The sequence below is a fragment of the Streptomyces sp. PR69 genome (genome assembly GCF_026420845.1).
Classification (GTDB): Bacteria; Actinomycetota; Actinomycetes; order Streptomycetales; family Streptomycetaceae; genus Streptomyces.
Map to the genome: position 1 here is coordinate 19,061 of NZ_JAOWCB010000020.1, position 18,942 is coordinate 38,002.

Annotated in this window: 16 protein-coding genes; 4 read left to right on the forward strand and 12 right to left on the reverse strand. The window is 73.0% G+C overall.

The window, feature by feature from the left end:
- The first annotated feature begins 11 nt into the window (after nucleotides 1–11).
- Nucleotides 12–1,247 (forward strand): styrene monooxygenase/indole monooxygenase family protein, encoded by a 1,236-nt coding sequence (locus OF819_RS19445; RefSeq protein ID WP_267244857.1) that lies wholly within the window; start codon nucleotides 12–14, stop codon nucleotides 1,245–1,247.
- A 629-nt stretch (nucleotides 1,248–1,876) separates the two neighbouring features.
- On the opposite strand, the gene OF819_RS19450 is transcribed toward OF819_RS19445, so the two are convergent.
- From OF819_RS19450 to OF819_RS19465, 4 genes are all read right to left on the reverse strand, one after another.
- Nucleotides 1,877–2,998, reverse strand: a complete 1,122-nt coding sequence (locus OF819_RS19450; RefSeq protein WP_267244858.1) for a C40 family peptidase — start codon at nucleotides 2,996–2,998, stop codon at nucleotides 1,877–1,879.
- Nucleotides 2,999–3,090: 92 nt separating this feature from the next.
- Nucleotides 3,091–3,390 carry a hypothetical protein gene (locus OF819_RS19455; RefSeq protein WP_267244859.1) on the reverse strand — a complete coding sequence of 100 codons (300 nt, stop codon included), beginning with the start codon at nucleotides 3,388–3,390 and terminating at the stop codon, nucleotides 3,091–3,093.
- Between the two features lie 10 nt (nucleotides 3,391–3,400).
- The gene (locus tag OF819_RS19460) at nucleotides 3,401–4,162 is read right to left on the reverse strand and encodes a TetR/AcrR family transcriptional regulator (protein ID WP_267244860.1); all 762 of its coding nucleotides are present in this window, start codon (nucleotides 4,160–4,162) and stop codon (nucleotides 3,401–3,403) included.
- A gap of 128 nt (nucleotides 4,163–4,290) precedes the next feature.
- Complete coding sequence (locus OF819_RS19465) at nucleotides 4,291–5,253, reverse strand: AurF N-oxygenase family protein (protein ID WP_267244861.1); 963 nt, start codon at nucleotides 5,251–5,253, stop codon at nucleotides 4,291–4,293.
- Between the two features lie 264 nt (nucleotides 5,254–5,517).
- On the opposite strand from OF819_RS19465, the gene OF819_RS19470 reads away from it, so the two are divergent.
- Together OF819_RS19470 and OF819_RS19475 are read left to right on the forward strand one after the other, a co-directional pair.
- Nucleotides 5,518–6,612, forward strand: a complete 1,095-nt coding sequence (locus tag OF819_RS19470; protein WP_267244928.1) for a ferritin-like domain-containing protein — start codon at nucleotides 5,518–5,520, stop codon at nucleotides 6,610–6,612.
- Between the two features lie 97 nt (nucleotides 6,613–6,709).
- Nucleotides 6,710–7,336 (forward strand): Uma2 family endonuclease, encoded by a 627-nt coding sequence (locus OF819_RS19475; RefSeq protein WP_416370576.1) that lies wholly within the window; start codon nucleotides 6,710–6,712, stop codon nucleotides 7,334–7,336.
- Here the strand turns inward: OF819_RS19475 and OF819_RS19480 are convergent, their stop codons facing one another.
- The 6 genes from OF819_RS19480 to OF819_RS19505 form a co-directional block, all read right to left on the reverse strand.
- Nucleotides 7,337–8,806, reverse strand: a complete 1,470-nt coding sequence (locus tag OF819_RS19480; protein WP_267244862.1) for a penicillin-binding transpeptidase domain-containing protein — start codon at nucleotides 8,804–8,806, stop codon at nucleotides 7,337–7,339.
- On the reverse strand, nucleotides 8,803–10,215 hold the full coding sequence (locus OF819_RS19485) for an FtsW/RodA/SpoVE family cell cycle protein (protein WP_267244863.1): 1,413 nt from the start codon (nucleotides 10,213–10,215) through the stop codon (nucleotides 8,803–8,805). Before OF819_RS19485 ends, OF819_RS19480 begins: the two co-directional genes overlap by 4 nt.
- 84 nt (nucleotides 10,216–10,299) lie before the next feature.
- Complete coding sequence (locus tag OF819_RS19490; protein WP_267244864.1) at nucleotides 10,300–11,784, reverse strand: sensor histidine kinase; 1,485 nt, start codon at nucleotides 11,782–11,784, stop codon at nucleotides 10,300–10,302.
- Nucleotides 11,781–12,611 (reverse strand): hypothetical protein, encoded by an 831-nt coding sequence (locus OF819_RS19495; protein WP_267244865.1) that lies wholly within the window; start codon nucleotides 12,609–12,611, stop codon nucleotides 11,781–11,783. The genes OF819_RS19490 and OF819_RS19495 overlap by 4 nt, the downstream gene beginning before the upstream one ends.
- Before the next feature lie 122 nt (nucleotides 12,612–12,733).
- Nucleotides 12,734–13,105: a hypothetical protein gene (locus OF819_RS19500; protein ID WP_267244866.1), complete on the reverse strand. Its 372-nt coding sequence runs from the start codon at nucleotides 13,103–13,105 to the stop codon at nucleotides 12,734–12,736.
- A gap of 191 nt (nucleotides 13,106–13,296) precedes the next feature.
- On the reverse strand, nucleotides 13,297–15,741 hold the full coding sequence (locus tag OF819_RS19505) for a PBS lyase (RefSeq protein WP_267244867.1): 2,445 nt from the start codon (nucleotides 15,739–15,741) through the stop codon (nucleotides 13,297–13,299).
- Nucleotides 15,742–15,856: 115 nt separating this feature from the next.
- Here OF819_RS19505 and OF819_RS19510 point away from each other — a divergent pair, with 115 nt between their 5' ends.
- On the forward strand, nucleotides 15,857–16,792 hold the full coding sequence (locus tag OF819_RS19510) for a nuclease-related domain-containing protein (protein WP_267244868.1): 936 nt from the start codon (nucleotides 15,857–15,859) through the stop codon (nucleotides 16,790–16,792).
- Between the two features lie 188 nt (nucleotides 16,793–16,980).
- Here OF819_RS19510 and OF819_RS19520 read toward each other — a convergent pair whose 3' ends face one another.
- Both OF819_RS19520 and ligD read right to left on the reverse strand, forming a co-directional pair.
- Nucleotides 16,981–17,970, reverse strand: a complete 990-nt coding sequence (locus OF819_RS19520) for an ATP-dependent DNA ligase (RefSeq protein ID WP_267244869.1) — start codon at nucleotides 17,968–17,970, stop codon at nucleotides 16,981–16,983.
- The gene (gene ligD / locus OF819_RS19525) at nucleotides 17,967–18,908 is read right to left on the reverse strand and encodes a non-homologous end-joining DNA ligase (RefSeq protein ID WP_267244870.1); all 942 of its coding nucleotides are present in this window, start codon (nucleotides 18,906–18,908) and stop codon (nucleotides 17,967–17,969) included. Before ligD ends, OF819_RS19520 begins: the two co-directional genes overlap by 4 nt.
- Nucleotides 18,909–18,942: the final 34 nt, after the last annotated feature.

An 18,942-nucleotide genomic window follows, 5' to 3' on the forward strand; every position in this document is an offset into this window, starting at 1 on the left:
GGGACAGGTCTATGCGGAAGATTCTGATAGTCGGGGCCGGGCAGTCCGGGCTGCAGCTCGCGCTGGGGCTGCAGGCACAGGGGTACGAGGTCACCCTGATGTCCAACCGCACCGCGGACGAGATCAGGACCGGTCGGGTCATGTCCACGCAGTGCATGTTCCACACGGCGCTGCAGCACGAGCGGGACCTCGGCCTCAACTTCTGGGAGTCCCAGGCCCCGAAGATCGAGGGCCTCGGCGTCTCCGTCGCCGGGCCGGAGGGCGCGCGGCCCATCGACTGGGTGGGGCGGCTGGACGGCTACGCCCAGTCCGTCGACCAGCGGGTCAAGATGGCCGGCTGGATGGAGACGTTCGCGCAGCGCGGCGGACAGCTGGTCATCCACGGCGCGGCAGTCTCCGACCTGGACTACTTCTCCCGCACCTACGACCTGGTACTCGTCGCGGCGGGCAAGGGCGAACTGGTGTCGATGTTCGGCCGGGACGCGGAGCGCTCCCCGTACACCGAGCCCCAGCGCGCACTGGCCGTCGCCTATGTCCACGGCCTCGGCCCGCGGCCGGAACACCCCGGCTTCGACGCGGTGCGCTGCAATCTGGTGCCCGGCGTGGGCGAACTCTTCATCATGCCGACGCTGACGACGAGCGGGCGGGCCGACATCCTGTTCTGGGAGGGCATCCCCGGCGGGCCGCTGGACGTCTTCTCCGGCGTCAAGGACCCCGCCGAGCATCTGTCGCTCACCCTCAAGCTGATGGAGCGCTTCACCCCGTGGGAGCACGCACGGGCGACGAAGGCCGAACTGACCGACGCGAACGGCACCCTGGCCGGGCGGTACGCCCCGACCGTCCGCAACCCCGTCGGACGGCTGCCCGGAGGCGGCCTCGTCCTCGGCGTAGCCGATGTGGTCGTCGCCAACGACCCCATCACCGGCCAGGGCTCCAACTCGGCGTCCAAGTGCGCGGCCGCCTACCTCGCCGCCATCGTGGAGCGGGGCGAGGAGCCCTTCGACGAGGCCTGGATGCGGGCGACGTTCGACGCGTACTGGGACACCGCGCGGCACGTCACCAAGTGGACCAACGCCATGCTGGGCGCCCCGCCGGAGCACGTCCTCAACCTCATCGGCGCGGCGGGGGGCCTGCCGGCGGTCGCGGACCGGTTCGCGAACGGCTTCAACGACCCCGCGGACTTCGAGAACTACTTCTACGATCCGGAGAAGACGGAGGCGCTGCTGGAGGGGGCGGCGGCCCAGTAGGCGGCGGCCGGTGGGTCTTTCCCCCACCCCTCCCCCTACGCCCTGGGGGCGTGCGGGGACCCCCACTTCCCGTAACTGGGGCTGAAGCCCCAGAACCCGTGCGGGGGCTCCGCCCCCGGACCCCCGCGCCTCAATCGCCGGCGAGGCTGGACATGCGCTTCCAACGCCAGGCGGGCTGGGATTTGGCGCAGCCAAATTAAGCCCGTTGGGGGCACCTCCGTGGGGGTACCCCCGGACGGAGTCTGGGGGAGGAGTCTGGGGGAGGTAGCTGGGGGAGTTTGCGGACACGGCCTTCAGGCCGTACCGGGGGCGGCGGCGCGAAGCTGCCGCCTGCCAGAGGGGGGGGCCGCGGGGCGCCAGCCCCGCAGCCCCTCCTCCGAAGGGGGGTCTGGGGGCGGAGCCCCCAGTTCCTGGAAATGGGGGGTCCCCCTACGCCTGGGAGGGCGTGGTGGACCCACCCCGAAACCACCCTGAAACCAGGGGCTCCGCCCCAATCGCCGGTCGCCCCGGTGCCTGCCGGGGCGGGGCGGCACGGGCCCGCGCGGAGGGCCGGGCAGGTCGGGGGTGCGGGGGCGGAGCCCCCGCTTGGTGGGCGGGTGGGTGGGGGGAAGGCACCGTGCGCGGTACGGTCACGCCGGGTTGAACCCCGCATCCGGCCCCGCCATCGCATCAGCCGGAAGCTCCGGCCGCGTGAACGCCTCCCGCGCCGGTTCGCCCGGGTCCGGGCGCACCGCGCCCAGCAGCGGGTTGGCCGCCAGGGGCGAGACCTTGACGCGCGTGCCCGGCCGCGGGGCCTGGATCACCAGGCCGTCGCCCAGGTACAGCGCGACATGCGTGGCGCCGGGAAAGTACACGACCAGATCCCCCGGCCGCAGCGCCTCCAGCGGCACCCTCGGCAGCGTACGCCACTGCTCCTGCGACGTCCGGGGGATCTCCCGCCCCGCCGCCTCCCACGCCTGCGACGTCAGCCCCGAGCAGTCGTAGGCGTGAGGCCCCTGTGCCCCCCACTCGTACGGCTTGCCGATCTGGTCCACCGCATACCGCAGCGCCTCGCCGCCGCCCTCGGACGGCGTGCGCTCCCCGTCCAGCACGCCGGACGCCATCAGCTCCGCCTGCGCCGACTCGGTTCCCGACCGCTCGCCCTCCAGCGCCGCCAGCGCGGTGAGCTCCTCCGCCGAGAGGGCGGCGAGCCGCTCCTCGACGTCCTTCAGCCGCGTCGCCGCCTCTTCCTGCGCCTCCTTGCGTTCCGCCTCCAGGACCTGCTCCCGGTCCAGTGCCTTGCGGGCCGCCGCGGCAAGTGTCTTCGCCCGGTCCGCGCCCGCCTCCAGCCGCTTCATCGCGGCCATCCGGTTCCGTGCGGCACGGTCCATCAGATGGCCCTGGTCCAGTGCCGACTGCGGATGGCGGGCCAGCAGGAGCCGGAGATACGACGACAGCTCGGAGCCGCCCTGGTACTGCGCCCGCGCCAGCCGTCCCGCCTCGTCCCGGCTCGCCGCGTACGCGTTGCGGGCCTTGGCCAGCGCGCGGTCCAGCCGCGCGGTCTCGGCCTGCTGCGTGCGCAGCTGTACGGAGGTGTCCCGATAGGTCCCGGTCGCCTCCTCGGCTTGTCGGTACAGCGACTGAAGCTCCGTCAGCAGCTCGGCGACGGACTCCGGGGGGTCGGCCGCCGCCGGCGGAGGCGGAGCCCACGCCAGGGACAGCGCCAGCGCACCCAGGACACTCAGCGACCGCCGCACTCCGCAGACTGACACCTCATCACCTCCGTTGCGGGGAACCGACGAGGCCGATCATCGGACCGGTCAGGCCCGTGCGCCGCTCCGGTGGGCGATTCGGGGCAATCAGGTCACTCGTCCGCGCGGGACGCGTCCGCCGGCGGGGCCTTCGGCTTTGACCACGGCCACTTCAGCTCGCGCCGTTCCCGGCCGCCGGGTGCGTATTCGTACTGCCAGCCGCGCTGGAGCCCCAGCCGTTTGCTGTAGCCCGCGGGCACGCGCTTGTACGCGTACACCGTGGGCGGCCCGCCCGCGTCGTCCGGCACGGGCACCTGGTACCACTTCGGCGGATGTCCCGTGGGCCCGACCAGCACGGGCAGCACGCGGCCGTCCAGCGGCCCGCCGACGAAGGGGGTGTTCTCGCTCTTCACCGCACCAGTCTCACAGCAAGTGCGCTGCTTCACTGACCACCGGCAGCACACCGCGCGCCAGCCGTCCCACAGGGCCGTCCGGGCGCTCCAGCGCCAGCAGGCCGCGCACGGCCCGGGCCGTCTCCGGGTCCGTCGCCGCCGTGGCCGTGAGCAGGGCGACGAGATGGTCGACGAGCCAGTCCCGCAGTTGCTCGGCGGGTGGCTGCTTGCCCTCGTCGAGCCAGATCAGCGACGCCGCCTCGACCGCCGCGATCCAGGTGCGCACCAGCATCGCCAGCCGTGGGCCGGGCCGCTCGGCGCCCAGGTGTATCAGGATCTGCTCGGCCGCCTCGCGCCGCACCTCATCGACGATCGCGGTCGCCCGGGAGGTCTCGGCGACGCTCCCGCCGCGCAGCAGCGCGCTGAATCCGGCGTCGTGCTCGTCGACGAAGTCGAGATAGCGGTCGAGCACCCTCGCCAGCCGTTCGGTCGGCGGCCCGGACTGCGGCTCCGCGAAGCAGATCTCCAGCTCGTCGGCGGCGGAGCGCAGCGCCGTCTCGTACAGCTGCTGCTTGCCGCCCGGGAAGTACCGGTAGACGAGTGGCCGCGAGACCCCGGCCGCCTCGGCCACATCGTCGAGTGAGATGTCGTCCGGCGCCCGGTGCGCGAAGAGGTTCAGCGCCGCGTCGAGCAGCTGGGTGCGGCGCTCCTCGACGCTGAGCCGCCGGTACGCGCGGGACGGCGCGGGGGCCTGGGCCGCGGCCTTGGCCGGAACGCGAGCGGGACTGGTCATGGCGGCAGCGTAGCCCCGTACCGTGTGCGCCCGGCAGTCGAGCACCCACCCGTCGGCCACTGCCCGTCGGCCGCCACCCGTCGGCCGCCACCCGTCGGCCACTGCCCGACGGCCACCGGTCGCCACCCCTACGCCAGCAGCCCGGAGCTCTTCCAGAGCCTGCGGCCCAGGCCGTTCAGCACTCCGACGTCGTCGAGGAAGTCGGTCAGCCGCTTCGCCCCGGTCTGCATGACCTCCCTGCGGTGCCCGCTGGCCCTGACCTGCGCGACGGCCTCCCTGCGGTCCAGGCCTACGTTCTCGTACACCTGGGGGTTGACGAAGCAGACGGAGAAGACGCGCGCCGCCTCCCCACAGCTGACCTGGGTCAGATGCCGCTCCCAGCGGGGGGCGGTGACCATCTGGCGGCGCAGCTCCTCGCGCGCGTACCGCACATGGCGCGCCTCCTCCACCACATGGATCCGGGTGACGCCGCGCACCAGGGTCTGGATGCGGTCGTCCGGGAAGGTGAGCCGCTGCATCCAGTCGAGGATCTCCTCGCCGAGCAGCGTGGCCGCGAACGAACCGGGGGTCGTCGAGATGGTCTTCAGCACGCGCGCGAGGTTGTGGTAGAGCCGCGGCACGGGGTAGGCGGGCGCCCCGCTCTTCTGGATCATCCGGGCGAACATCATCGAGTGCCGGCACTCGTCCGCGATCTCGGTCAGAGCATAACGGACGTGATTGCTGGTCACGGGCTTGTCGTAGATATGGCGCACCAGCAGCTGCATCAGGATGATCTCAAACCAGATGCCGAGCGAGGCGAGTGACGCCGCCTCGTGCTTCGACAGCTCGATCCGCTGTTCCTCGGACATCCGGTGCCACAGCGGGGTGCCGTAGAGGGAGAGCAGCTCAGGCGGCCAGAACCACTGGCCGTCCTCCAGCGGCGCGTCCCAGTCGAGTTCCTTGTCGGGGTCGAAGGAGTGCTTCGCGGAGGATTCGAGCAGGCGCGCGGCGACCTGCTCGCGGTCCCGCAGCGGGCCGAGGGCGTCGCGGAGGACCTGTATGCCGCGATCGGTCACGGTCGGCGTGGTCGGGGTGGTCGGCGTGGAGGTCATGGGGTTATGAGACTGCTTGTCAGCAAGACCGTCAATCCCCTGCGCGCCACTTGTTGACGAACCGTCTATCAGCGTGTGAGTCTGCCAACAGTCCACTGTTGTACGTGTGCATGGGTCATCAGTACGGGTCATCAGACGAAGGAGCCGTCCGTGACAGCGTCGGCAGAACCCGCCCCGACCTCCCGGTCCGCCCCGTCCGCCCCGTCCGCCCCGTCTTCTTCGTATCGGCATTACGTCCGTGCTCCCGGGGACCCCCTCTGGGAGATCCCGGCATCGGGCGCCGCGCGCTTCAACTGGGAGTACGGAGACGGGCGCGAGCGCCTCCTCGCGCTGTACCAGAAGGGCAAGGACAAGCAGTGGGACGGCGTCAAGCGGATCGACTGGGAGCTGGAGGTCGATCCGCACAATCCGCTCGGCACCCCCGACGAGGCGATGACGCTCTACGGCTCGCGTCACTGGTCCAAGCTGACGGAGCGGGACAAGGGCGAGCTGCGCCGCCATTACTGCTCCTGGCAGTTCAGCCAGTTTCTGCACGGGGAGCAGGGCGCGATGGTGTGCGCGGCGCGGATCGTGGAGTCGGTGCCGGACCTCGACGCCAAGTTCTACTCCGCGACCCAGACCATGGACGAGGCCCGGCACGCCGAGATCTACGCCCGCTTTCTGCACGAGAAGATCGGACTGCTGTACCCGATCAACGACAATCTCCAGGGGCTGCTCGGCGACACCCTGCGCGACTCCCGCTGGGATATGCCGTACCTGGGCATGCAGGTGCTGATCGAGGGGCTCGCACTGGCCGCCTTCGGCATGATCCGCGACACCACGAACCGGCCGCTGCCCAAGCAGATCCTCGCGTATGTGATGCAGGACGAGGCCCGGCATGTCGCCTTCGGGCGGATGGCGCTGCGCGACTACTACCGGCAGCTCGGCGATGCGGAGCTGCGGGAGCGCGAGGAGTTCGTCATCGAGGGCTGCTATCTGATGCGGGACCGGCTCCGCGGGGTCGAGGTCCTGGAGAACTTCGGCATCCCGAAGCAGGAGGCGGCGGAGCTGTCGGAGCGCTCGGAGTATCTCCAGCTCTTCCGGAAGCTGCTGTTCAGCCGGATCGTGCCCTGTGTGAAGGACATCGGGCTGTGGGGTGAGCGGCTGCAGAAGGCCTATGTCGACATGGGCGTCTTCGACCTGGGCGACGCCAGCCTGGACCAGCTGATGACCCAGGACGAGGAGATCGCCGACCGCCTCGACGAGGAACGCTTCGCCGCGGAGGAGCGGGACCGCGTTCAGGAGGTCCGGGACACGATCGCGGAGGCGGCGGGCAGCTCGGGCGGTGCGGACGGCACGGACGGGAACGGGGCCGTCTGAACGCGTCCCCGTCAATGCGAGCGCGTCGTTCGCTCGTGCGAGGGGTGCTGAGCTGTATTCCCTGGGTACGCTGGCAGTGTCAGTCAGACTCCGTCGCATGGGAGCAACCATGAGCGCCGTACGCGACTACGGGCTGGATGAGGACCACAAGTGGCCTGTCCCGCCGGAAGGCGGCTGGACGGCGGACGATCTCGACAGGCTTCCCAATCTTCCTCCGCACACGGAGCTGATCGACGGGAGCCTCGTCTTTATGAGTCCTCAGACGTACTTCCACATGGCGGCCATGCGCCTGTTGGAGAACGCCCTGCTGAGGCAGGTGCCTGAGGATCTCGAAGTGATCCGCGAGATGACCATAAAGCTGAGCAAGCGGGACCGGCCTGAGCCCGATCTGATGGTGGTGCCGTTCAGCGCCCTGACCGATGTGAAGCAGACCTGGTACGCCCCCGAGGACATCCTCCTCGCAGTGGAGATCGTCTCCGAGGACTCCGAAGAGCGTGACAGCGAGACCAAGCCCCGCAAGTACGCGCTGTACGGCATCCGGCACTACTGGCGGGTGGAGGAGGAGGACGGCGAGCCCGTCGTCTACGCCTTCGAACTCGACCGCCGCACCGGCGCGTACATGCCCGCTGGCGTCTTCCGCAAGCAGCTCAGGCTGGACCGCCCGTTCCCGCTGGAGATCGACCTCACCTCCCTTCGCAGGCCCAGGCCCCGGAAGACCGACTGATCAGCCCTTGAGCGCCGCCTCCAGCACCTTCCGGGCGATGGGGGCGGCGATCCTGTCGCCGCTGATGTCCTCGCGGTAGGCCGAGGCGTCCTCGACCACCACCGCGACCGCCACCGCCGGCCGGGCCGCGCCGTCCGCCTGGGCCCAGGCGATGAACCACGCGTACGGGGTGCCCGCATTGCCCACGCCATGCTGGGCCGTGCCCGTCTTGCCGCCCACCGTCGCGCCCTCGATCGCCGCGTTGTGGCCGGTGCCCTCCTCCACCACGGTCACCATCAGCCGCCGCATGACCTGCGCCGTCGCGGGGCTCATGGCCGTCCGGTAAGCGCTTGGACCGGTGCGGTGCGCGGCGCGGAAGACGAGGTCGCCGTCCGCCTCCGTCACCCGGTCCACCAGATAAGGGCGCATCACCTCGCCGCCGTTGGCGACCGCAGCGGCGACCATGGCCATCTGCAGCGGCGTTGCCCTGGTGTCGAACTGCCCGATGGCGGACAGCGCGAGCTGGTCCTCCGTCATATCCGTGTCAAAGTTCGACCGCGCGACCTGCGAGGGGATGCGCAGCGCGCCGTCGTTGAAACCGAACGCCGCCACCGCGTCCAGCATCCCCGCCAGCCCCACCCGCACCCCGAGTTCCGCCATGACCGTGTTGCACGACCACTGGACCGCATAGGCGAGCGAGGCGTCCTCGCAGCCCACCGCCTCGTTGGGGAGCACGGTCGCCGTGCCGGGCAGCGTATACGGCTCCGGGGTGCGGGTCGGGGCCTCGGCGTCGGTCACCACACCCGCCTCCAGCGCCGCGGCGGCCGTGACGACCTTGAAGGTCGAGCCGGGCGGATATGTCTGCCGGATCGCCCGGTTGAGCATCGGCTCGGCGTCGTCCGCGGTCAGCTCCGCCCAGGCGTCACGGACCTTCGTCCCCGTGCCGGACAGCGCCCCGGGGTCGTACGAGGGACTGCTCACCAGCGCCAGGATGCGGCCCGTCGCCGGTTCCAGCGCGGCCACCGCGCCCCGCCGCCCGTCGAGGCCCTCGAAGGCGGCCCGCTGCATCGAAGGACTGATGGCGGTGACGACGTTCCCGCCGGGCGGGCGGGAGCGGCTGATGTCGCCGAGGAAGGGCAGTGGGGCGAGGGCCGGGTCCGTGCCGGACAGCAGTGCGTCCTCCGCCTCCTCCAGGAGCGAGGTGCCGTACGTCTGCGAGGCGTACCCGGTCACCGGGGCGTACAGCGGCCCGTCCGCGTAGGTGCGTTCGAAGCGGAGCTGCTCCCCGGTGTCCTCGGAGCCGGTCACGGGCTTTCCGCCGGCCAGGATGTCGCCGCGCGGCTGCGCATAGCGGGAGATCGCCGGGCGTCGGTTGGCCGGGTTGGAGTCAAGGGCGTCCGCTTCGATCACCTGCACCCGGACGGCGTTGGCCAGCAGGGCGAGAAGCAGCAGCAGAAGCAGCGCGGCGGCGCGCCGGATACAGGGGATCACCGGCTCTCCTCGGCGGCGGCGGTGGGCGGCGTCGGCGCGGCAAGGCCGCCCTGCGCCATGGGTTCGGGGTCTGGCACGGCTTCGGGGTCTGGCACGGCTTCGGGGTCCGGCGCGCGGGCCGAGTCGCTGACCCGGATCAGCAGCGCCACGATGATCCAGTTGGTGACGACGGACGAACCGCCCTGCGCGAGGAACGGCATCGCCATGCCGGTCAGCGGAATCAGCCCCATCACCCCGCCCGCGATGACGAACACCTGGAGCGCCAGGATCGAGGAGCACCCGACGGCGAGCAGCCGTCCGAAGCAGTCACGCAGGGCGAGCCCGGCGCCATAGCCGCGGGCCGTCATCAGGGCGTACAGCAGAAAGATCGCCGTCAGCCCGGCGAGCCCGAGCTCCTCGCCCGCCGTGGCCAGGATGAAGTCCGACTTGGCGGCGAAGCCGATGAGGGGGGAGTGGCCCAGACCGAGGCCCGTGCCCAGCATGCCGCCCGCCGCGAAGGAGAACAGCGACTGGGCGAGCTGGCCGGGCCCGCGGCCCGCCGCGATGCTGGCGAAGGGGTCCAGCCAGTCCTCCACCCGGCCGTGCACATGCGGCTCCAGCGTGCCGACCGCGAACGCCCCCGCCCCGGCCAGCAGCAGCCCCGCCGCCACCCAGCCGGTGCGCCCGGTCGCCACATAGAGCATGATCACGAAGAGTCCGAAGAAGAGCAGCGAGGTGCCCAGATCGCGCTCCAGGATCAGCACCCCGACGCTCAGCAGCCAGATCGCCGCCAGCGGGCCGAGGACCCGTCCGACGGGGAGCTGCAGCCGCCAGACGCGGCGGCCGGTGCAGGCGAGCGCCTGGCGGTTGGCCGCCAGATACGCGGCGAAGAAGACGGCGAGCAGGATCTTGGCGAACTCGCCGGGCTGGAAGGACAGCCCGCCGATGCGGATCCAGATCCTCGCCCCGTTCACGGCGGGGAAGAAGATCGGCACGGTCAGCAGGGCGAGGGCTGCGACGACAAAGAGATAGGCGTACCGCTGGAGCACCCGGTGGTCGCGCAGCAGGACGACGACCACGATGAACAGCGTCACGCCGAGCGTGGACCACACCAGCTGGGCGGGGGCGGCCCGCTCCCCGGGCGTGGAGAGGTCGAGCCGGTAGATCAGCACCAGGCCCAGGCCGTTGAGGAGGACCGCGATGGGCAGCAGCAGCGGATCGGCCCAGCGGGCGCGCAGCCGTACGGCGAGATGGGCGAGGAGCGCCAGCACGCCGAGGCCCGCGCCATATCCGGCGACGTCGGGCGGCACCCGGTGGTCTCTGGCCAGCCCCACGGTGACATAGCCGCAGACGCAGATGAGGACGGCGCAGACGAGGAGGCTCAGTTCGACGCCCCGGCGGCCCCGGCGTGTGACCGTCGCTGTGGTCATGCCGGGCAACGTAGCAACTATGTGCGTTATGTCCGGTTATATCTGGCTGGTCGGCTCAGCGTGCCGGTGCGCCGGGCGTGTGCGTCAGCCCCCGTCCGTGCCGGTCCCCGTGCCGGTCCCCGTGCCGGTCCCCGTGCCGGTCCCCGTGCCGGTCCCCGTGCCGGTCCCCGTGCCGGTCCCCGTGCCGGTCCCCGTGCCGGTCCCCGTGCCGGTCCCCGTGCCGTACGCCGTGCCGCCGGAGTGGCCGTCGGCGGACCCTCTGCCGTCCGCGGCGCCCTGGCCGCTGACATCGTTGCCGTCGGCATCGGGCCCGTCGGCGTCGAGCCGTACGTACTCGGGCAGCACAAGGCGTGCCACCGCGCCGCCCTCCGGCGCATTGGCGAAGGTCAGCTCCGCGCCGATCACCGCGGCCTGGCCCGCCGCGATGGTCAGCCCGAGGCCATGTCCCTTGCCGCCGCCCTCGGTGCGGAACCGCTGCGGGCCGTGCTCCACCAGATACCGGGGATAGCCCGGCCCGCTGTCGCTGACCGTCACCGCCGGGCCGTCGACGGTCAGCGTCACCGGCGGCCGGCCGTGCTTGTGGGCGTTGCCGATCAGGTTGCCGAGCACCCGCTCCAGTCGCCGTCTGTCGGTCTCCACGGTCGTCTCGCGCACGACCCTCATCTGGGTGTCCGTGCCGGAGGCCCGCACCACGCGCTCCGCCAGCGGCGCGAGTTCGTATACGTCCAGGTCCACGGTTTCGCCGCCCGCGTCCAGCCGGGAGATCTCCAGCAGGTCCTCTGTCAGCGACCGCATGGCCCGCACCCGGTCGCGGACCAGCTCCGCCGGACGTCCCTCCGGCAGCAGCTCGGCGGCTGCCGACAGTCCGGTCAGCGGGGTCCGCAGTTCATGCGCCACATCGGCGGTGAAGCGCTGTTCGCTCTGGAGCTTGCGCTGGAGCGAGGAGGCCATCGTGTCCAGCGCGCCGGAGACGGTGGCCACCTCGTCCTTGGAGCGTGCCGGGTCCTCGGTGCGCGGGTCGTTCACCCGGGCGTCCAGATCGCCCGCGCTGATCCGCCGCGCCACCTGCGCGGTCAGATGCAGCCGGCGCGTGACGCGGGTGACGGCGAACGCCCCGACCAGCAGCGTCGCCCCGATCGCCAGCACCGAGGAACCCACGATGGCCTGATCGAGACCGCTGATCGTTTCGGCGGCGAGGGTGTAGTCGACACGGGCGGCGAGCGCCCGTCCGTCGGCCGGCCCGGCCGCCCACATGGCGGGGCTGCCGTCGTGGTCGGCGACCAGCGTGCCGCGTTCGCCGCGCAGCGCCAGCGCGCGCAGCGAGGCGGGCAGTCCGGGCGGGTCCACCGCCGCGTACGGGGGCATCGGCTCGCCCGCGACATACGCGCGAGTCGCCTGCTCCAGCCGGGACAGCGCCTCCGTCCTCGCCTGGTCGACCGTCTGACGGGTCACCGACACATGGACCAGCGCGCCGAGCAGGGCGGCCAGCGCACAGCACATGACGGTGATGAAGACCGCGGCCTTCCAGGTCAGCGTCGCGGTCCAGGCGGGCAGCCGCGGCCGTCTCATGGCGTGCCCGCCGCGCCGCCGGGGGAAGCCCCGGAGGCAGTCCCGGGCGTGGCCCCGGGCGTGGCCTCGGGCGTGGTCTCAGGCGTGCTCCCGGGAGCGGGGGAGCCGGCAGGGCCGGCGGCGTCGTCCGGCGGGGTGGGGGCGGACGGCTTGACCCGTACGATCTCGTCGCGCGTCGGCAGCATCGCCTGCTGCTGGTCGTCCCAGGACCAGTGCGTGCGGTACTCGTATCCGGGGATGCCCGCGGAGACCGACCGCAGGATCACGTCCCGGTCCGCCAGCTCCACGCTCACCAGCTGGTCGGAGGTGGACATGATCCGGATCAGCGTGCCGTTCTGCGGCATATAGCAGCGCACCACGGTCTGCTGCTCGGGCATCGTGATGCCCACGATCAGCTCTTCCTTGCCGTCCCCGGTGAGATCGCGGTAGTAGGCGGGCTCCAGCACGGGGCAGGACTCGGGCTTCTCCGTGCACGCCGCGATCTGCTGTGCCGTTTCCTCGTACAGCCCGTCCGCGCCCGAATACTGCTCCGGGTGCGCCCGGATCTCCGCCTGCACGACCGCCACCGGGTCGACGCGCCGTACGTCGTCGCCGGGCACGGAGACGCCCGGCACCCGCTCGGTCTCGCCCTCGCCGAAGTCGTACGGGGGAGAGGTGACGGGCGGCAGATCGGGCCAGAGGCGCACCGGGCCGACGGCGGTCGGGGTGGGGCCCGCGCTCTCGATCCCGCCCGCATCGCCGCAGCCGGACAGCGCAGCGGACAGCACGGCGGCCGCGGCCGCAGCCAGCAGTGCGGCGCAGGCCGTGCGGTGCGAGCTCGGGCTCAACGTACTCCTAGCGGGCGGCGGACGGGGCGGCGTGACGGCCGGCGGCGAACCGGACGATGATCAGCCTACGCATCAACCTTATTTTGCGGGAAGTCCCATTTTGTCCAATGGGGTCGGCTTCCTCAGTCGTCCGTTCGGCCTCGGCGCATCATCGCAAAGCCCAGCCCGGCCGCGCCGACCGCGGCCAGTCCGCCTCCTGCCGCGATCATGGTCGCAGTGTCCCGCCCGGCGGAGATTCCCGCCACGCCCGCGTGGGCGTCCGTCGCCGCACCCGTGTCCGGCGTCCCGGCGCTGCCGCCCCGCCCGTCGTCGCCGTACGCGCCGTCGCTGACGGACACCACCGTGACCGGCGCGGCCTCGGGGGCCGGTCCCGCCAGGTCCCCGGGCTGCGCGACGTCCGCGGCGAAGGCGCAGACCGGCGCCGCCAGGGCCCCGCCGAGGGCGACGCTCACAACGGCGGTGCGGACGAGGCTGCGGCGGCGGACGGGGTGCACGGCGGATCCTCAACTTCTCTGTGCGGAGCAGATGACAGTAAAGAAGCTAAGTGTCAGCCATTGCGGAGCTTCGACAGGTTTGTAACAGCCCTGCATAAGACCTCGCGCAATCCGGTCACCGCTGCTTGTCCCCGGCGTCGTCGCCTCCGTCGCCTCCGTCACCGCCGCGCCCCCGCTCGCGACGCCGCGCGTCAGCCACTGCTCAGTGCGCGCCGGCACAGCGCCAGCAGCTTCTCGTCCGCGAAGATGTCATGGCTGCCGTACCCGCCGTCCAGCGCGTTATGACGGCGTACGGCGGTGAGTTCGGCGAGCAGCAGCCGCTGCACGCCCCGGGCACGCAGCTCAGCCAGACACTCCGCGATCGGCACCCGCGTGTGCGGCATCTCGTCCCAGGCGGTCAGCAGCACCGGCCAGGCACGCTCCCGGTCCCCGGTCACCCGCCACAGGGCCTGTGCCGCGTCCACCCTGATCCCCGGTTCTGGCGAGCGGAGCAGCAGGCCCAGCTCTCCGGCGGCCTCCGCGGCGGCCGGCCCCAGCGTGCCCAGCGCGGCCGCGGCGGAGCGCAGGGCCAGCGGCTGGGATGCCTCCAGCGCCGTCCGCAGCGCGCCCAGTGCGGCCCCGGCGTCGTGCTCGACGGCCCACACGGCCTGGGCCGCAAGCGCGGCCAGGGAGGGGGAGGGGTCGCGCAGCAGCTGGTGCAGCTCGGGGGCGGCCTCCTCGGCGGCGGGCCCGAAGGCGGTCAGCGCCCGCAGCGCGCACTCGACCACCCACTCCCTGCGATGCTCGGGCGCGCCCCGCAGCACCCGCAGCACCTCGGGCAGCGCGTCGGCGGCGCGCAGCGCGGTGACAGCGTGCAGCAGCGGGGCGGCGCGGTCGTACAGCCGGTCGTCCAGCGGCAGCGCGCCCAGCCGGGCGCGCAGCGCGGGCACCAGCGGACCGGCGGCCGCGCCCAGATGGCCCAGCGCATGGCCGAGGCCCTGCGGGGGCTCGGCCAGCTCCAGCAGCCTGGCGAGCGGGTGCGCCGCGCGCCGGTCGCCGGTGCGGGCGAGCGCGGTGAGCGCGCCGCCGAGCGCCACGGGGCCGCCGGGCCAGCTCCGCAGCCATCCGGCGGGATCGGCGGCGACCCGGTCCGCGAGCGCGTCGGCGGCCGGCGCGGCGAGTGAGAACAGCTCGGCCAGTGTGTCCACGGCCGCTTCGGCGAGCCGCGGCTCCGGGTCGGCCAGCTGCTCCCCGATCAGGCCGACCAGTTCGTCGTACGCGCCGCGCCAGGTGCGCAGCAAGGCGCTGCTCATCCGCACGGCGTCGATCCGCTGCCCCCAGTCGGGGCTGCACAGCTGGTCGGCCAGGAGCGCGATGCGGTCGTCCACCCGGTCGCCGAGGCCGGCGTGGAGCATGCGCAGCAGATTCGCGGTCCAGGGCGGCGCGCCGCGGCCGGCCGTGTCCGCGGCGCGCGCCTGCCGCAGCCCGCTCAGCAGGGTGGGCGGCGAAGTGGGGCGCTCGTCGGGCGCCTGCGCCCCCGGCCGCTCGGGTCTTTCCTGCGGCCGCCCCTCGACCGGTGAGCGCCGCTCCTGCGCGGCGCTCCGCCCGTGTGGGCCGGGTCGCTCGCATGCGCTGGACCGGTCCTGTGGGCGGGACCGCTCGTGCGCGGCGCTGCGGTCGTGCGGGCCGGATTGCTCGGGTGGTCCGGGACGCTCGTGCGGCCTGGGACGCTTGGGTGTGGCGGACCGGTCTGATGGGGCAGGCCGCTTGGGTGCGGCGGACCGGTCTGATGGGGCAAGCCGCTCGGGTGCGGCGGACCGGTCTGATGCGGCAGTCCGCTCGGGCGCGGCGGACCGTTCCGCTACGGACGACCGCTCGGCGGACGGCGAAGGAGTCCGCTCGGCCACGGGGACGGCGATCACCACCGGGTCGGCGCGCAGCTCGCGCAGCAGGCTGGTCACACACGGCACGACGGTGTGCGGCAGCGCCTCGGGCGCACAGCGGGCGAGCTGTGCGAGCGCGGCCAGCCGCAGCCCCGCGTCGTATGCCACCCGGGTCAGTCCGGAGAGCCAGTCCACCACCTCAGCGGCCAGCTCCCCATGGCGCAGCGCGATCCGCCCGCCGGCCTCGACGCAGGCGAACCGCACCTCCGCGTCCGGCTCCACGGCCAGCCGGGTGCGCAGCAGCGACAGCACCCTCGCGGGGTCGGGGTGCAGGGTGGCCAGGGCCACCGGGACGGCGAGCCGCACGCCCCTGTCGTCGGCGTCAAGCAGGCCGAGGAAGACATCCGCGCCCGCGGTGACGGCGGAGGCAGCCATCGCGTAGTTCGCCGCGCACTCGAACTCCTCGTCCTCCGGGTCCAGTTCGTCGTCTCCGTCTAAGTCGATGCCGCCGATGCTGGTGAGCAGCTCGATGACGCCGCCGCGGTCCGGAACGGCGTCCGCCGCGGCGAGTTCGAGCAGAAAGGGGATGCACGCCAGCGTCGAGTCGTACACATCCCCCTGGTGGTGCACGGCGCCGTACATCCCGTCGAGCGCTTTCTCCCGCTCGGCGGGGTCGGCCGAGGCGAGTCCGCGCAGCAGCTCCGGCACATCGTCGGCCGGGCCGTACGCATGCTTCAGTGAGGCCCAGTCGACCTCGTCGATTCCCCCGAACACGCTTGCCCCCTCCCAAGAACCTTGCGCTTGGGGAGAGTGTGCACCAACGCTCCGACATCGCGCGGATATTGCCCCGATGGCGTCGCGCCTGTTCCATGGTCGGGGGTGATGGGGTATGGACCCGCTCAAGCGCACGACGGGGCGGCCGGGCGGCGGCCGGCTGCGGGTGACGCCGTCGGGCGCGGGCGGCCTTGACCGGCTCTATGTGACGCTGCCGGACGGCGACGTCGTCGCCTGGTACGACCGGGCGGGCAATCGCGTCAGCCTGGTGTCGGACCGCAGACGGGACGCGGTGCTCCAGGCCCTGGCGCCGTATCTCGCGGGCGAGGTGAGCATCGGCCCGCCGCCCGTGCCCACCGCCGCGGACCTCGCCCGGCTGGCCCTCCACCCCGACGACGACCTCGCCCCCAACCGCCCGGGAGAGGCGCTGTACCCGGATTCCGACGCCGGACATGCCGGTGCGGCCGCCGTCGACGGCACCGAATCCCCAACAGAAGTCGACCGAATTCGATCGGTGATGACCGTACGGATGACAGGGGGTCACCCGATCCGGTCGTGGCGCTCACGGCGGGACCCGCGGCGCGGCGAACTCGCCGCCCAGGAACAGGTGGGCGGCGCGCTCGACCGGCTGACGGACGCGGGATGGCGGATTCTGCACTCCGTGCCGCTGCCCGGCGCGGACCGCGTCGACCATCTGGCCGTGGGGCCCGGCGGCGTGCTGGCGGTGCACACCGTCCGGGCCCGCCGCGCCCGGGTCCGGGTCGACGACCCGTACGTGCGCACGGCCCGCGGCCGCCCCGACCCGCTGCTGCGGCTCACCCGCCGCCGCGCCACACGCGCGGCCAACGCCCTGACGACCCCCGTCCGCCCGGTCCTCGCCGTGGTGGGCGCGGCCCGGCTGGACGTGGTGCGCCTCGCGCCGTCCGACGTACGGATCATGAGGGACTGCGAGCTGCCGGGCCTGGCGCGGATGGGTGGGGTGCTGAAGCCGGCGGACGTCGAGGCGGTGTATGCGGTGGCGCGTGACCGGCGGACGTGGTTGCGGGTGTGACGGGCGGTTGGTTTTCCCCTCCCCTCCCCTCCCCTCCCCTCCCCGCAACTGGGGGCTCCGCCCCCAGGCCGGGGTTGCACATTCCAGCATGTCGCGCCGGCCGCTCGCCGCGTCATAGGCGGCGAACCACTTCTCGACGGAGGCGAGGTCCTCGGCGGTCGGGGTGTACCCGGTGCCGGGGAGAACGGTCACAGGCCACCGAGATCCGCGGGCAGCCGGAGCCGCAGCACGGTGGTGACGGTGTGCCGGGTCGTGATGCGCTCCACCTCGGCCGTGAGCCCCGGCCGCACCTCCCGGTAGCCGACCTCCCCCAGCCCGGTCGCGACCACCGTGCCCGTGTCCTCTCCCACCCGGCCCGGAGCCTTCAGCGCCGCCCCCGCCTGGGCCCGCAGAGCGGGGCTCAGCGGGGCGGACAGCACCGGTGTGTCGTCGTCGGGCAGCACCAGCGCCAGGGCCGACGGCCGTGCGGCCGGACCGGTGAAGCCGACCACTGCCGCGTCATGGGCGTCCGTGTGCCGCAGTTTCCGCCAGGCGCGCACCCCGCCGCGGTACGGCTCGTCCAGGCGCTTGACCACCAGCCCCTCCAGGCCGACCGCCGGGAGCCTGTCGTACCAGGTCCCCGCTTCGTCCGCGTCCTGGGTCATCGGCACCGGCTGGAGCGGCGGCCCCAGCGGCCCGAGCAGCGCCACCAGGCGCGCCCGCCGCTCTCCGTACGGCCGCGGCCGCAGATCCTGGCCCGCCTCTGCCAGCAGATCGAAGGCGGCGTACGAGGCGGGGAGCCGACGCGCCAGCGCGGGCGCCCTGGCCGGGGTGGCCGCGGCCCGCCGCTGCACCGCTGCGAAGTCCGTACGCCCCTCGTGCCACACGACCACCTCGCCGTCCAGCACCGTGCCGACGGGCAGCCGCCGCGCCGCCTCGGCCAGATCGGGGAAGGCGGCGGTGACGATCCGGCCCGAGCGGGCCTGGAGCAGCACCCCGCCGGCCGCCCCGCCGGCCGCCCCGTCAGCCGCTCCGTCCGCCACCTCGTCAGCCGTCCGGAAGATCACCATCCGGTGGCCGTCGAACTTCGGCTCGTATGCCAGCCCCGGCCCGCGCGGCAGCTCGCTCACCGGCTCCGCGAGCGCGACCTTCAGCGGCGGCCGCAGCGGCTGTGCCGCCGTCCGCCCGCCCGGCGTCATCCGCCTTTCCCGGGCTTCCCCGGCTGGCGCGCCTTCCCCGCCTTCCCCGCCCGGCCCGGCAGCCGCCCGGCCCGGCCGGGGTCGAGGAGCGGTGCGAGCAGATCCCCGTGCCGCGCGAGCCGTTCCGCGATGTCGCCCAGCAGGAACGCCAGCTCCCCGCCCTCCCGGCCGTGCTCGACCTCCTCCCAGGTCACGGGCGTCGAGACGGCCGGCTCCTGCCGTGCCCGCAAGGTGTAGGGGGCCGCGGTGGTCTTCGCCGCGGCGTTCTGACTGTGGTCGACGAACACCTTCCCCGGGCGCAGCGAGCGCTTCATCCGGTGCAGCAGCAGCCGGGGCAGCGCCGCCTCGCCCTCCACAGCCAGGCTCTTCGCATAGGCGGAGACCTCCTCGGACGGCGTCGGCTCCAGCCCCACCAGCAGATGCAGCCCCTTGGAGCCGGACGTCTTGGCGTAAGCGGTCAGTCCGTCGGCCGCCAGCCGCTCCCGCAGCCACAGCGCCGCCCGGCAGCACTCGGGGACGGCGGCGGGCGCACCGGGGTCGAGGTCAAAGACCATGCGGTCGGCCACGGCCGGAGCATCGGCCTGCCACTGCGGAGTGTGAAACTCCACCACCAGGTTCGCCGCCCACATCAGCGACGGCAGATCCTCCACGACCACCTGGCGTGCACGGGGGTCGTCCGAGTGGGGGACGGGCACGGTCCGCACCCACGAGGGGGTGCCGGGCGGCGGGTTCTTGGTGAAGAAGAGCTGGCCGTCGGGCCCGTCCGGGTAGCGGAGGAAGGACACCGGGCGGTTGGCGGCATGCGGGACGAGCGCCTCCGCCACGGTGGCGTAGTAATGCAGGATCTCGCCCTTGGTGGTCCCGGTGGCCGGGTGGATCACCTTGTCGAGATTGCTCAGCGTCAGCCGCCGCCCCGCCACCTCTGTGATCGGCGTCATACGATGAGAATCTCATGATTCACACATCAACGGA

Bases quoted from the DNA above. Each gene is read 5' to 3' on its own strand.
- OF819_RS19445 (WP_267244857.1), top strand. From the start codon at position 12: ATGCGGAAGATTCTGATAGTCGGGGCCGGGCAGTCCGGGCTGCAGCTC.
- OF819_RS19460 (WP_267244860.1), bottom strand. From the start codon at position 4,162: ATGACCAGTCCCGCTCGCGTTCCGGCCAAGGCCGCGGCCCAGGCCCCC.
- OF819_RS19465 (WP_267244861.1), bottom strand. From the start codon at position 5,253: ATGACCTCCACGCCGACCACCCCGACCACGCCGACCGTGACCGATCGC.
- OF819_RS19475 (WP_416370576.1), top strand. From the start codon at position 6,710: ATGGGAGCAACCATGAGCGCCGTACGCGACTACGGGCTGGATGAGGAC.
- OF819_RS19485 (WP_267244863.1), bottom strand. From the start codon at position 10,215: ATGACCACAGCGACGGTCACACGCCGGGGCCGCCGGGGCGTCGAACTG.
- OF819_RS19490 (WP_267244864.1), bottom strand. From the start codon at position 11,784: ATGAGACGGCCGCGGCTGCCCGCCTGGACCGCGACGCTGACCTGGAAG.
- OF819_RS19510 (WP_267244868.1), top strand. From the start codon at position 15,857: ATGGACCCGCTCAAGCGCACGACGGGGCGGCCGGGCGGCGGCCGGCTG.
- OF819_RS19520 (WP_267244869.1), bottom strand. From the start codon at position 17,970: ATGACGCCGGGCGGGCGGACGGCGGCACAGCCGCTGCGGCCGCCGCTG.
- ligD (WP_267244870.1), bottom strand. From the start codon at position 18,908: ATGACGCCGATCACAGAGGTGGCGGGGCGGCGGCTGACGCTGAGCAAT.